Below are 13,002 nucleotides of genomic sequence, written 5' to 3'. Positions count from 1 at the left end.
AAAACAAAGCCTGGGGTCAGGCGAAGTTCTGCTCCGCCGACCAGTTTTCGTACCATTGGCGGAACAGCGCGTACTGGTTTTCGGCATAGCGGCGCTGGGAGTCGCTCAACGCATCGGTTTCGTTGAAATGCAGGGTGTATTCCTTGTCGCCGTTGAGCACCATCAGGTGTTTGTAATACAGCACCAGATCGCAGCCCTCGTCGAACGACGACAGCACTGCCAGTGCCGATTCCAGCTCCCGCGCCTGACGCCGCGCCTTGGCATCACCCTTCGCCGCTTGCTTACTCAGGGCCACCAGTTGCAGCACTTCGCGGGGCAGAGCATTGCCGATGCCAGTGATCGCGCCGGTGGCGTTGCAGTTGACGAAGCCATGCACCACCTGAGTGTCGACGCCGACCATAAGGGTCACGTCGTCATCCTTGGAGGTGATGTTCTCGGCGGCGTAACGCAAGTCGGCGCCGCCACCGAATTCCTTGAAGCCGATCAGGTTCGGGTACTCGCGGCGCAGTTCGAAGAACAGCTCGGCGCGGGTGGCAAAGCCGTAGTAGGGGCTGTTGTAGATCACCGCCGGCAAGTTCGGCGCGGCTTGCAGAATTGCGGCGAAGTGAGCCTTTTGCGCGGCGGCCGAAGCGCCTCGCGACAGCACGCGTGGAATCACCATCAAGCCCTGCGCGCCGACTTTTGCCGCGTGGGCTGCATGGGCAACGGCCTCTCGGGTATTCACCGCACCGGTGCCGACAATCGTCGGAATGCCCGCGGCCACCAGCCGCGCCACGCCTTCCTGGCGCTCGGCTTCGGTCAACAGCGGCCAGTCACCCATGGATCCGCAGTACACGACAGCGCTCATGCCGATATCGATCAGCTCGCGACCCTTGGCCACCAGTGCGTCGAAATCCGGTTTGCGCTGGGCGGTGCACGGGGTCATCAGGGCCGGCATGCAACCGGTGAAGATGTTGTCGCTCATTGTTTTAACTCCTTGGCACATCATTCGGATGGGTTTGAAAAGTCGGCGCGGTGGCTCAGATGCCCCACGCGAACGGGTCTGTTTCGTCGATCAACAGTGTGCTGTCGGCGGTCATGTAGGCGCGGCCGGTGATGTACGGGCGAATGCGGTCGCCTTGCCATTCAAAGCGGCCTTCGAACTGGCTGCCGGTGATGCTCGCCTGCACCCAGCGCTCGCCGGGCTGCAGTTTGTCGTCGGCGGCCAGGCACGCGAGTTTGGCGCTGGTGCCGGTGCCGCAAGGGGAGCGGTCATAGGCTTTGCCGGGGCACATGACGAAGTTGCGGCTGTCGGCGTCGGGGTCATCGGCGAACAGTTCGATGTGGTCGATCACGGCACCGTCTTCACCATAAATGCCCTGATCTTCGAGGGCCTTGAGCATCGCCCAGGTGTAGTCGGTGAGGTGCTCGACGTTGTCCATCGACAGGTTTTGACCGTGCTCGGACACCAGGAAAAACCAGTTGCCGCCATAGGCGATATCGCCAGACACGCGGCCGAAACCGGGCACGTCCACCGGCACCTGTTTGCGGTAGCGGTAAGACGGTACGTTGCCCAACGTGACCATGCCGTCTTCATGCAACGTCGCGCTGACCGGACCGACGGGTGTGTCGATCTTGTGGACGCCCGCAGTGATCTGCCCCAGGTACTGCAACGAGTTGATCAGGCCAATGGTGCCGTGGCCGCACATGCCGAGATAACCGGCGTTGTTGAAGAAGATCACGCCGCAGGTGGCGTCCGCCGACGCCGGCGCGCAATACAGCGCACCGACCAGCACATCGTTGCCGCGCGGTTCCAGCAGGCAGGCGCGGCGCCACTGATCATGCTGATTGCGCAGGGCATCGCGCTTTTCCGCCATGGTGCTGCCGGGCAATTCAGGGAAGCCGTTCATCACCAGGCGCGTGGGTTCACCACCCGTGTGGGAATCGATGACGTGTACTCGTTTCATGAGAGGTGTCCCGTTGGCTGAGTTCAGTAGGCGCCGGCAGGGCGCGCGTTCACGGTGGTAGCGGGGGAGGCGACTTCGCTTTCTTCATCGTCTTCTTCAAGACGCAGCAGGTGTGCCGGCACGCCCGTGGCGGCGCCCCAGTAATAAATACCGGTGGCACACGCGGCCACGACGATTGTGTCGAAAGGGTGGGCGAGAATGCCCAGGCCGCCGAAGGTGCCGAGCTTCGATAGCACGATGGTGACTGCGTAAAAGGCGATCAACCACGCAGAAGAACGGACCTGGCGGGCCAGGCTCAGGTGCGCGGTTGGCACGAAGCGGCCGCACAGCAGATACACGACAAACATCAGGATTTGCAGGCCAAGCAGCCACGAAACGGTGTTCCAGCCAGACCAGTAGACGATCAGCGCAGCGATGATGAACGACACCGGCCCGAGCACACCCATGTACTTGACCCGGAACGGTCGTGGCATGTCCGGCGCATTGCGGCGCAGCGCCGCCACCGTCACCGGCGCCACGGCGTAGCTCAACACCAATGCGGCGGAGACCACGTTGATCAACGCTTCCCACGACGGGAACGGCAGGGTCCAGAACACCGACAGCGCAAACGTCAGCCACAGCGCCGGGCGCGGAATACCGGACTTTTCATCGATGTGGGTGAAGACCTTGAAGAATGTACCGGTCTGCGCCCAGCCGTAGATCACCCGTGGCGTCGCGTTCATGTAGATGTTGCCGCAGCCGCTTGGCGAGATCACCGCGTCGGCGACCACCAGGTAGGCCAACCAGCCCACGCCCAGTGCCAGCGCGATGTCGCGGTACGGCAGGGCAAATTCCTTGCTGACACCAGCCCAGCCGTTGGCCAGCATTTCTGTCGGGATACTGCCCAGGAAGGCCATTTGCAGCAGTACGTAAATCAGGGTCGACAGCAACACCGAAAGGATCAGTGCGATGGGAATCGTGCGCTGTGGATTCTTCACTTCACTGGCCACCGAGATGATCGGAGTCAGCCCAAGATAGGCAAAGATGATCCCGCCTGCCGAGACCGCCATCTCCACACCCGACAGGCCGAAAGGCGCAAAACCTTGTACCTGAAAGTTCTCCGGTTTGAAGAAAGTGAATAGCACACCGATCACCAGCAGCGGCACGATGAACTTGAAAATACTCACCAGATTATTGGCCTTGGCGAATGTCTTCACGCTGCGATAGTTGAGCACGAAGAACAGGCAGAGCAGGCCAAACTGCACCAGCCAACCGAGCAAGGTCGGGTCATTGCTGCCGCTTTTGGTCAGACCGGGAAACCACGCCGCCGCGTATTGGCGCGAGGCAACCACTTCGATTGCCACCAGACTGGAAAACGCGATCAGGGTGATGAAGCCCATCAGGTAACCGAGCAGCGGCCCGTGGGAGTAAACCGGATAACGCACCACGCCGCCGGCGCGTGGCAGTGCGGCGCCGAGTTCGCAATAAACGATGCCCAGCAGCAACACGGCGAAGCCGCCCAGCAGCCAGGAAAAAATCCCCGCCGGCCCGGCGATGGCGGACACATGACTGGCCGCGAACAACCAGCCCGAGCCGAAAATCGCACCGAGGCCGATAAACGTGAGATCAATCAGTGATAGCTGTTTTTTGAACTTGCCTTGACCAGACATGGCGTTGCCTTCTTGTGAGTTATTGGATAGGCAGTTGTGTCACTGGGACGGCCAGACTTTGAACTCATCGGCATTGGCGCGATTGATGTTTTGCGGTGCGATTGATGACGAAATCGGCACAGTTGCGTGGATGCACGGCGTCACTCGACACGGCGCAGACGTTGCTGCAATCTGCAGGCGGCTGCCCCACGGCCGACCTGCGAACAGGGAGAAACCTTCGATGTACAACGCGCTTTCAATCCTGTGCCAGGAGGGTCAAGGCAATCGCCCGCAAACGCTGGAAGCGCTCCTGGCCGGCGCGGCGCCGCTGTTGCCGATGCTCGACCTGATTCCCAATGCGGCGATTTTCATCAAGGATGTAAAGGCCCGGTATGTGCTGGCCAACCGCACGCTGGTGCAGCGTTGTGGCTTGAAGGATCTGCGGCCAATGCTGGGGAAAACCAGCGCGCAGGTCTTCCCGGCGCAACTGGGGCCGGGCTACACGGAACAGGATCGCAAAGTGCTGGAGGAGGGCTTCGTGCTGGAGGATCAGCTCGAGCTGCATCTGTACGGCAGCCGCGAACCGGGTTGGTGCCTGACCCATAAACACCCGTTGTACAACGGTGATGGCGCGATCATCGGGCTGGCCGGAATCTCGGTCGATTTGCAGTCGGCCAGTGAAACGCATCCGGCATTCCAGCGACTTGCCGCAGTCGACGACCACATCCGCAAGCACTTCAATCGGCGCGTCACGCTGGGCGAACTCACTCGCATTGCGGGCATTTCAGTGGCGCAACTGGAGCGCTACTGCAAACGGGTATTCCACCTGACGCCACGACAGATGATCCAGAAAGTACGGCTGGAACATGCGCATCGGCTGTTGCACACCGACCTGCCGATCACCGAGGTTGCACTGCAATGTGGCTACACCGATCACAGCGCCTTTACCCGCCAGTTCAAGGCTTCGACCGGTTTCACCCCGCGCCAGTATCGCCAGGCCACGACCTCCCTGTAGGAGCTGCCGAAGGCTGCGATCTTTAGATTTTGATTGCAGCCTTCGGCAGCTCCTACAGTGGGGCGTGTTCAGTGCAGCTAGACTGAATGAGTCACAAACCTCATGCGACAGGAGCAACGCGATGATCGGAACACCTTGGCACCGATGCTCGCAGTGGCTCTTGCCTGCGCTCATCGTTTTCAGCCTGACGCTGAGCGCCGGCTGCTCGAACCGCAAACACTATCCGCCCTCCGGCGTAGGCGACAGTTGCTACGCAAAAGCGATGCCGACGGTCGGCGAGGGCGGTCTGGCCTGGGGCTCCAGCCTGAACATGGCGCGGCAGAAATCCATGAACAACTGTATTCGCTATGCCGGTCGCTCAGGCGGCACGCCGAATACTTGTCAGGTGGTGTTGGCCAAGTGCAAATGATTTGAGCTGCGAAGAAGCTAATGCGGTTGCCGCGAATGAAACCGAGCCTGTAGTGACAAAAAAAACCGGCCTCTTCAGCCGGTTTTTTCATGCGCGATACTTTTGCGCGCGTGTGCCTGTCAGACGATGTTCAACGCTCTGAGAATCACCAGTTTGTTACTGGCAAATACCTGGGCACTCAGCGTCAGCTCAGCGATGTTCTCTTCGGCGCTCGCCAGCGGCGCGCCGTCCCTGACGAGGACCTCGCCTTGTTCGCCGAGGATAGCCCACGCCAGTTGTGCCCATTCGGCGGGGTGTTCCTGGCCATGCTTGATCGCTATCAGGAACAGCTGTTCGAAACGACTGACGGTGATGCCGCCGCCGGTCACCGGGCTGGCCAACACCTGGATCTTGTCGCTCAACAGCGAGCGCTTGCACAGCTCCAGGTTCAGGTCGTTGCAACGCGCCTGCACGCCTTTCTCTGCAGCTTCGCTCTGGCACGGTGCCACGGCATTCATGCCGATCAGCACGTTGAGCGCCTGTAGCACATCGTCAGATGCCAGCGAGGACGCGGCGGCTGACAACTGGCGCAAGGTTTTCGGTGCATAGTTGTTGGCGGTCAGCGCTTCAAGTACCGGGCCGTAAATCTCCGTCTGCAGCGAGGCTTCACCCGCAGGCCCGCGAACGTGGACAGGCACGCTCTCTGGCGCTTGCAGCAGGATGAAACGGGTATTGAACAATGCCTGGCGCTGCTCTGCGGTCGACAGCCGGGTGGCGCCGCGCACGTAGAGGTCACGTCGGAAACTCTGATTGACGAAATAGTCACGCGCTTGTTCGCGCATGATCGGATGCTCGATCCCTTCCAGGAAATCCATGCCCTCGGGCCTGAGGTTGAGCGGGTCGACCGAATCCAGCGGCACAGCGGTGGTGACGTAGTCAAGTTTGGCGGGAGCCATGGCGTCGACCACGTCAGTGAAATACATGCAATCCCAGCTGCGATTGAAGTATTCATGGGCGATGTACTGACGATTCTGCCCCTTGATGCTCTGAAGTTTGGCATCCAGGTTCGGCGCTGCGCTGGCGTAGTTGGGATTAGCGGCCAACAGCGCTTCAGAGAATTGCAGAGCGGCGTCAATACGCTGATCCGGGCCGGCAGACGCCGATTTGGTGAAGCGATCATGCAGGCTGAACAGGTTGCGCAGTGGCGCTGCGGGCGACCAGCCGGGGAAGCAGTTGTAGCTGACGTACAGCATTCCACCCGGTTTCAGATGGCGACGGGCAAACTCGACGATCAGTTGCTGGTTGTCGCGACTGACCCAGGTCCAGATGCCATGCAGGCTGATGCTGTCGAATTGCGGCAAGTCATTGCGGGCCAGCAGTTGCGCGAAGCTGTCGTCATACAGCCGGGCATCGCTGTTCCAGTCGCTGGCGAGCGTACTGGCAAAGGCGGCCTGGGACGGTGTGAAGTCTGTACCCACATAGGAACCGGGGTTGGCGGCGGCATGGATATTGATCGATACGCCTTGGCCGAAGCCCAGTTCGCAATGATAGCTTTCGCTCGATTCCAGGCTGGCAAAGCCGCGCAGCAACAAGCAATAACGCTGGAAGACAGGATTGATTTCCCGGCTATAGCTGTAGGTGTAGCCTTCGTCGGTGAAATACCCTTCGTTCCAGGTGTCGCTCATGTTCGTGTCCTAATATTTCGTTACGGAAAGGCTGGTTTTATAAGGGCTGGTGATTACGGGCCACAAGGACAAAATGCGCGTGATTATTTCTATTCGTGTCCGCGTTGTGGCGAGGATTCATCCCCCGATGGACTGCGGAGCTGGCCCCAGCCGCTAAATGCCCTCACCGCGAGCAGGCTCACTCCTAGAGTGATCGGCGTCTGGCGCAGATTCTTTAAATATCCGGGAATCTGTAATCAAGCACTCGACGCCGGCTTCGCCAACGCAATCCCTGCCGCGCCCAACCGTTTGAGCACCTCGAACAGCAAATCACTCTTGGTCACCCCGACAATCCTCGGGCTGCCGACATACCCCGTCACCGTCAACGTAATCCCGTCCGGCGACAAATGGCTGAAGCGCACAAACGGCGCCGGCTTGTCGAGGATGTTTTCGTTCTCGCAGTAGGTGTTGAGGAGAAGCTCTTTGACCTCCTCTGGATCGATATCCAGCGGGAACATCAACTCCAGCGACGCCACGCCCTGGGCACTGCCGCCGAGGGTGACGTTGCGCAGGTTCTGCGAGATCAGTTGCGAGTTGGGCACGATCACGATCGAGCGGTCGCTGAGCTGGATTTCCGTGGCGCGCACATTGATCCGGCGGATGTCGCCCTCGACGCCGCTGATGCTGATCAAATCGCCGACCTTCACCGGGCGCTCGGTGAGCAGAATCAGGCCCGAGACGAAGTTCTTCACAATCTCCTGCAAACCGAAACCGATGCCCACCGACAGTGCGCTGACGATCCACGCCAGATTGGTCCACTGCACGCCGAGCGACGACAGTGTCAGCAAGATCACCAACGCGTAACCGATATTGGAAAACAGCGTGCTCAGCGATGCGCACATGCCCGGGTCCATGTCGGTCTTGGGCAGGAACTCGTTGTCCAGCCAACGGCGCAGGGCGCGGATCAACCAGATGCCGATCAGCAGCGCCAACACCGCGTTGAGCAGATGAGCGGGGACAATGTTCAGCTTGCGTAACCCGGCGCCGCCGAGGATCGCCAGGATGTTGCTTGTCAACTGCCCGAGCGTGGTGCCGATGCCGCCGACAAACAGCGTGATCACCGCGCACAGCAACAGCACGGCGCGGCTGATGCCGGATATCAGGATGGCGATCTGATCCAGCCGTCGATCACCAATCCCGAACAGATGCTCAAGCGCCTTGCCGCTTGAATACCTGGGCGAAAACGCGAACTCGCAACCGTCCTTGACCACCTGAATCAACAGGTAGAACCCTGCAAGCACGATGTACGCCCACACCAGTTCATACGTGACGAAGCGTGCCAGCGACACGTAACCGGTCAGCAGCGCGACCGTCGAAACAACCATTGAAATGCTGGCGACGGTGAAAATCACTCCGGCGAAGGTGCTGCTCGTCTGCGGGTCATGAGTCGCAGCCAGCGCCTTGCGCACTTTGCCAACACGCAACAGCATCGTCACGATGATCGCCATGACCACCATGGCGACCACGCCACGGCCGGCCAGCACAATCTTGCTGCTCATTGCCGTCGCATTGCTGACCTGCACCAGCGTCACCAACACCAGCAATGTGCAGGACAAGATGCGCGGATAGGGCTTGAGGGCTAGCGCCACTTCATCGGCAATCGCTGGCAAACGCCACGACGGATGCTCCGTCGCCAACAGCGCGCGGCTCAAACCTGTGATCAGCACACAGGCATAGACGACTTTCTCGAACTCTTCGGAGAACGTTGTCAGCATTGGCGTCAACGGCGCTTGCCGAGTCAGGGCATAGAACAGCAACTGCAAGGCGAGGGCGGTGGTGACGATGGTCGCCAGCGCCGATGCAAACGCCAGCGCACTGCGCCGCAAGCGCCCCTCCGGCACGCGGTGAATACACACCCACGTCAGCCCTCGCTCGGCCAGCCGCCGCCCGAGCGTCCACACCAGCCATGCGATCAGCATCAGCACCAGCGTGAAAAAGTACTCACCCGGCGCCCATACCGTCGCCCAGGTTTTGCGGATCTGGTCGGAGAAATAATTGAAACGCTGGGCATCACTCCCCGAAGGATTGACCAGCGGCGCCCAGAAATCCGGATTCAGCACACTCAGTGTGCGCAGCGTCAATTCGCTCTCAAGCAGCGTACGGCGGATACCGGCGATCTGCGTGATCAAATCCGCCGCACTCTGTTTCAGTGCCGCCAGACTCTTCAGCGTGCCATCGATCTTGTTTTTCTGCTCCGACAGCGCCGCCCGCTGCGCGACGATATCTGCCTGCTCCGCCGCCGCCTCGACATCCGGTGCCTCGCCCAAAACCCCCAACTGCACCGCCAACTGTGCCTGCTGCGGCAACAACGACGTCGTTAGCCGATCAACATCCAGCATAAAAGCCTGAACCCGATCCTGCGGCCCTTCGAGTTGATTGAAATTGTTCGCCGACGAGATCTGCTGCTTGAGCGCATCGAGACGTTGTTGCAGCGCTTGCAGATCACTTTGATTAATCGCCGGCAACGGCGCCTCAGCCGTCGCGGAAGGCGCCGGCAGATCCGCAGCCCACAGCGAAAAACTGCCGGGAACGAGCAGCATGAAAGCGACCAGAAACAACGACTTCATCGTGTTACGCATGGGTAGGACGGGCTCGAAAGGAACACACAGTCTATGAGGTTAGGTGATCGAGCCGGATGGAGCGGAAAAGTTTCAGGGCAGGAGGTGGATCAACTGCGGTTCCAGTGCGTCTGCACGCACCTCGAGCAGGGCCAGCGTCACGGGAAGTTTGAAACGACGGCGACCGGCGCTGCCGGGGTTCAGGTAGAGGCGGTTGTCGCGCCATTCGATTAACGGCTTGTGGGAATGGCCGGTAATGATGAGTCGGGTGTTGGCGGCGAGGAGGGCAGGGACGTCGGCAATGTCGTGAATCAACAGGGTTGGCCAGCCGTTGAGATCGAGGCTGAGGTGGTCGGGGATGTTGGCAGCCCAAGGGAGGTCGAGGTCGTTGTTGCCGCGCACGGCCTGGACGGCGGCTATTTTTGACAGTTGATCGAGGATTTCGGGACTGCCGATGTCGCCAGCGTGGAGGATGAGGTCGCAGCCTTGGATGGCGGTCAGGGCTTCGGGACGGAGGAGGCCGTGGGTGTCGGAGATGATGGCGGTTTTCATGGGGGAGAGATTAGCAGGGAATGGGTGGCTGTTTTCGGCTGTGGATTCAAACGGCCTGTCCGGGAATGGCTCCTGGTTGTGTAAAAAATATAACGTGCAAGAGAAATAATTTGATCTAGGTCAAATCTCGCTAAATACGGTCGTTGAAACTCGTCTACAGAACACCCAAAGCACTAAACGTTAGATGTAATGAAGTTACTGTCCTCGTCATTGATCGCTTGCTTCCAATAAGTCTAACAACAGTGGAATGACAAATTCCAGGGACGCTCAGATGGCCAGAAAACTGATCTACGGCATGGTGTGCCTGTGTGTTTCTTCGTGGACACATGCGGGTGGGATCATGTTGTATGAAGTCGGCAGTGATAATACGGGGCTGGTCAATGCAGGCGCTGCTGCACGAGCCCAAGGGCCGTCGACTATCGCCAGCAACCCGGCAGGCATGAGCTACCTGGAGGGCACCCAAATAAGTGCCGGCGCCCAACTGCTGTTTGGCAATGTGAGTTTTGATCAAGACTCTTCAACCACCAGCAACGGTGGTAACGGAGACAACGGCTTGGGACTGACTCCCGGTGCCAGCTTTTTTATCAGCCATCAACTGGATGAACGATGGAGCGTCGGGTTTGGTTCCTATGGCGACTTCGGTCTGGCGGAAAGTTTCGGTAATAGCTGGACTGGTCGTTATTACGTGCAGGACGCCAGCATTGTCGGTCTGTCACTGGTTCCCAGTGTGGCCTATCGCTTTAATGATCAGTGGTCGCTGGGCGTTGGTCTCAAAGCCATGTACGGCATACTGAAGTCGCAGACAGCGATTAATCGCGCGCCCTTCGGTTTGCTCGACCGCAGCGATGGCCAATACAAGTATGAAGACGGCACCTGGGGCTATGGCGCCAACCTGGGTGCGATCTATTCCCCTCAAGTGGGTACCCGGATTGGTCTGGCCTACACGAGCAAAGTCGATCTTGACTTCGAGGATCGCCTGGACGTTAAAGGCACGGGTCAACTGCTGAATAGTCTGGACGGTCTTAATACCAAGATTGGTACGAGTGTGCCGCAAACAGCCACGCTCAGCCTGTATCAGCAGCTCGATCCGCAATGGGCGCTGTTGGCGACCGTCAACTGGCAGGACTGGTCAAGTTTCGGAGAGATTTCCCTGCAGGTTGACACCAATGCCGCCGGTGCGCAGTCGACCACTGTCAATGCCAACTTCAAAGACACCTACCAACTGGCGCTGGGCGCGCAGTACCAAGCAACCCAAAAGTTGCTGTGGAATGTGGGCGTTGCATATGACACCTCCGCGGTATCCGACGCAAATCGAAGCCTGGTCATGCCGGTGGGTGCCACCTGGCGCCTGGGTACTGGCGCCACCTATGCGCTGGATAAAAGTACCCTCCTGAACCTTGGCTGGGATGTGGTCTGGATGGGTGACTTGCCGGTTGATCAAACTAAATCCTTGTCTGGCCAACGCACTTCCGGCCAGTTCAGTAATGCCTGGATTCAAACCCTGACCGGCAATTTGACTTGGCGCTTCTAGCGCCTGGCCAGTGAATAACAAAACACAGCTCTGGGAGTACCACGTCAAATGAACATGTCCCGCAAGTTATTTATTGGTGTCGCGTTGAGCAGCCTGCTATTTGCTGGTTGCGTCTCGAAAGTGACCGAACAAAACCAATATTCAGGGTTCTTGCCCGGTTATGAGGGCTTAACGGAAGTCTCGACTCCGAGCGGTCAGAAAACAATGCGCTGGATGGCTCCAGGCTTCAAGCCGAGTGCTTATGACACCGTAGTTTTCAATCAGTTGGAAATGTACCCGGCGCCGAAACCAACTGAACGAGTCAACATGCAAACCCTGCAGTCGTTGCAGGATTACGCCAGCACCAGCGTAAAAAACACCCTGGCGCAAAAATACAGGGTCGTACCCACCCTGCAAGCCGCCCCTGTTGGTGCCCGCACCTTGATCATGCGCGCGGCGATCACAGGCGTTTCGGCCTCCAATGAAGGAATGCACTGGTATGAAATAGTGCCGATCGCGGCCGTTGTGGGTGGGGTTTCTGCCGCCACGGGGCATCGTGATCAGAATACCGAGCTGTATGTCGAGGCCTACTTTGTTGATGCCACCTCCGGTTTGCCGGTCGTAAAAGCGGTGCGCAAAGTGTTCGGTAAAGCGCTGGAAAACAACAGTCAGGCGATTACCGCCAATGACTTCAAAGCCGCCATCAAAGGCGTCACGGACGATATGAGCGCACTGCTCAAATAGCGACTCGCACTACAGGCGAATGTCAGCGCAACCACTGCGGTTGTGCTGGCCACCGTGTTGGCTCCCGCAGAACACGCGATTGAACATTTTGCGAGTATCGCTACGGCTTACGTTGCTGCCGGCCATTGTCTTCGCACTGCACAGCAGTGTGGCCGAGGCTGAAAGTTCCGCCGAATTGGCCAAACAGGCGCTCAACCCGATTGCGGCGATGTACAGCTTGCCAGTGCAATACAACTGGGACCAGAAGATGGGACGGACCGGTAACGGCATGCACAGCGTGACCAATATTCAGCCGGTGCTGCCATTCGAGCTGAACGACGACTGGGATCTTATCTCTCGCACCATCCTGCCCATCATCGATCAACACGGTCTGGCCCCGGATGGCCAGGCGGATAAAACCGGGATTGGCGATGTCACCCAAAGCTTCTTTTTCTCGCCCAAAAAACCCACGGACATTGGTTGGATTCTCGGTGTTGGGCCAGCAATCCTGATTCCTGTCGGCAGCAATGATTTGCTGAGCAGCAAGCAGTGGGGCCTGGGTCCGACCGCCGTAGCGCTGAAGCAATCGAATGGCTGGACCCGCGGCATGCTCGCCAACCATGTCTGGGGACTCGACGGCAGCCCACCGGATGGCAAGGAAAAGGTCAATCAGACCTTCCTGCAGCCATTCCTTTCCTACACCAACGATACCTACACCACCTTCGGGGTGAATACGGAATCGACCTACAACTGGCAAACCCATCAGTGGTCGGTGCCGGTCAACCTGACGGTCACCCAACTGCTGAAAATTTCAGGTCAACCTTTGACCATCCAAGTCGGGCCACGCTATTGGGCGGACAGCCCAGAAGGTGGCGCGCAGAGCTGGGGATTGCGCGCGGCGGTGGCGTTTCTGTTTCCGCGCTGAAGGGCAATTAAACACAAGGAGTCATACCGCATT

The 13,002-nt window shown here is 59.0% G+C and carries 11 protein-coding genes; 5 read left to right on the top strand and 6 right to left on the bottom strand.

Annotated elements, in window-relative coordinates; translation table 11 throughout:
* Positions 1–16: 16 nt before the first annotated feature.
* Genes AB4P92_RS03220 through AB4P92_RS03210 form a run of 3 tightly spaced genes read right to left on the bottom strand, consistent with a single transcriptional unit; the run spans position 17 to position 3,595 of the window.
* Positions 17–964 carry a dihydrodipicolinate synthase family protein gene (locus AB4P92_RS03220; RefSeq protein ID WP_395598853.1) on the bottom strand — a complete coding sequence of 316 codons (948 nt, stop codon included), beginning with the start codon at positions 962–964 and terminating at the stop codon, positions 17–19.
* 55 nt (positions 965–1,019) lie between these two features.
* On the bottom strand, positions 1,020–1,946 hold the full coding sequence (locus AB4P92_RS03215; RefSeq protein ID WP_395598852.1) for a 4-hydroxyproline epimerase: 927 nt from the start codon (positions 1,944–1,946) through the stop codon (positions 1,020–1,022).
* Positions 1,947–1,969: 23 nt separating this feature from the next.
* Positions 1,970–3,595: an APC family permease gene (locus AB4P92_RS03210; RefSeq protein ID WP_395598851.1), complete on the bottom strand. Its 1,626-nt coding sequence runs from the start codon at positions 3,593–3,595 to the stop codon at positions 1,970–1,972.
* Positions 3,596–3,815: 220 nt separating this feature from the next.
* Here AB4P92_RS03210 and AB4P92_RS03205 point away from each other — a divergent pair, with 220 nt between their 5' ends.
* Positions 3,816–4,589: a helix-turn-helix domain-containing protein gene (locus AB4P92_RS03205; RefSeq protein ID WP_395598850.1), complete on the top strand. Its 774-nt coding sequence runs from the start codon at positions 3,816–3,818 to the stop codon at positions 4,587–4,589.
* 121 nt (positions 4,590–4,710) lie between these two features.
* On the top strand, positions 4,711–4,998 hold the full coding sequence (locus AB4P92_RS03200) for a hypothetical protein (protein ID WP_047300797.1): 288 nt from the start codon (positions 4,711–4,713) through the stop codon (positions 4,996–4,998).
* A 119-nt stretch (positions 4,999–5,117) separates the two neighbouring features.
* Here the strand turns inward: AB4P92_RS03200 and AB4P92_RS03195 are convergent, their stop codons facing one another.
* From AB4P92_RS03195 to AB4P92_RS03185, 3 genes are all read right to left on the bottom strand, one after another.
* Positions 5,118–6,662 carry a class I SAM-dependent methyltransferase gene (locus AB4P92_RS03195; protein ID WP_395598849.1) on the bottom strand — a complete coding sequence of 515 codons (1,545 nt, stop codon included), beginning with the start codon at positions 6,660–6,662 and terminating at the stop codon, positions 5,118–5,120.
* A 236-nt stretch (positions 6,663–6,898) separates the two neighbouring features.
* Positions 6,899–9,280 (bottom strand): DUF3772 domain-containing protein, encoded by a 2,382-nt coding sequence (locus AB4P92_RS03190; RefSeq protein WP_261736893.1) that lies wholly within the window; start codon positions 9,278–9,280, stop codon positions 6,899–6,901.
* Positions 9,281–9,352: 72 nt separating this feature from the next.
* The gene (locus tag AB4P92_RS03185) at positions 9,353–9,811 is read right to left on the bottom strand and encodes a metallophosphoesterase family protein (RefSeq protein WP_261736894.1); all 459 of its coding nucleotides are present in this window, start codon (positions 9,809–9,811) and stop codon (positions 9,353–9,355) included.
* A 271-nt stretch (positions 9,812–10,082) separates the two neighbouring features.
* Here AB4P92_RS03185 and AB4P92_RS03180 point away from each other — a divergent pair, with 271 nt between their 5' ends.
* The 3 genes from AB4P92_RS03180 (at position 10,083) to AB4P92_RS03170 (ending at position 12,969) form a co-directional block, all read left to right on the top strand.
* Positions 10,083–11,342 (top strand): OmpP1/FadL family transporter, encoded by a 1,260-nt coding sequence (locus AB4P92_RS03180; RefSeq protein ID WP_261736895.1) that lies wholly within the window; start codon positions 10,083–10,085, stop codon positions 11,340–11,342.
* 48 nt (positions 11,343–11,390) lie between these two features.
* On the top strand, positions 11,391–12,065 hold the full coding sequence (locus AB4P92_RS03175; protein ID WP_261736896.1) for a DUF3313 domain-containing protein: 675 nt from the start codon (positions 11,391–11,393) through the stop codon (positions 12,063–12,065).
* Between the two features lie 112 nt (positions 12,066–12,177).
* Positions 12,178–12,969 carry a transporter gene (locus tag AB4P92_RS03170; RefSeq protein ID WP_395599651.1) on the top strand — a complete coding sequence of 264 codons (792 nt, stop codon included), beginning with the start codon at positions 12,178–12,180 and terminating at the stop codon, positions 12,967–12,969.
* The last annotated feature ends 33 nt before the right edge of the window (positions 12,970–13,002 follow it).

It is taken from the genome of Pseudomonas sp. A0308 (genome assembly GCF_044218815.1).
GTDB lineage: Bacteria > Pseudomonadota > Gammaproteobacteria > Pseudomonadales > Pseudomonadaceae > Aquipseudomonas > Aquipseudomonas iridis.
Note: the sequence above shows the minus strand (reverse complement) of the source record. Positions and strands in the feature narration are given on the sequence as shown.

Bases quoted from the DNA above. Each gene is read 5' to 3' on its own strand.
- AB4P92_RS03220 (WP_395598853.1), bottom strand. From the start codon at position 964: ATGAGCGACAACATCTTCACCGGTTGCATGCCGGCCCTGATGACCCCG.
- AB4P92_RS03215 (WP_395598852.1), bottom strand. From the start codon at position 1,946: ATGAAACGAGTACACGTCATCGATTCCCACACGGGTGGTGAACCCACG.
- AB4P92_RS03210 (WP_395598851.1), bottom strand. From the start codon at position 3,595: ATGTCTGGTCAAGGCAAGTTCAAAAAACAGCTATCACTGATTGATCTC.
- AB4P92_RS03205 (WP_395598850.1), top strand. From the start codon at position 3,816: ATGTACAACGCGCTTTCAATCCTGTGCCAGGAGGGTCAAGGCAATCGC.
- AB4P92_RS03200 (WP_047300797.1), top strand. From the start codon at position 4,711: ATGATCGGAACACCTTGGCACCGATGCTCGCAGTGGCTCTTGCCTGCG.
- AB4P92_RS03195 (WP_395598849.1), bottom strand. From the start codon at position 6,662: ATGAGCGACACCTGGAACGAAGGGTATTTCACCGACGAAGGCTACACC.
- AB4P92_RS03190 (WP_261736893.1), bottom strand. From the start codon at position 9,280: ATGCGTAACACGATGAAGTCGTTGTTTCTGGTCGCTTTCATGCTGCTC.
- AB4P92_RS03185 (WP_261736894.1), bottom strand. From the start codon at position 9,811: ATGAAAACCGCCATCATCTCCGACACCCACGGCCTCCTCCGTCCCGAA.
- AB4P92_RS03180 (WP_261736895.1), top strand. From the start codon at position 10,083: ATGGCCAGAAAACTGATCTACGGCATGGTGTGCCTGTGTGTTTCTTCG.
- AB4P92_RS03175 (WP_261736896.1), top strand. From the start codon at position 11,391: ATGAACATGTCCCGCAAGTTATTTATTGGTGTCGCGTTGAGCAGCCTG.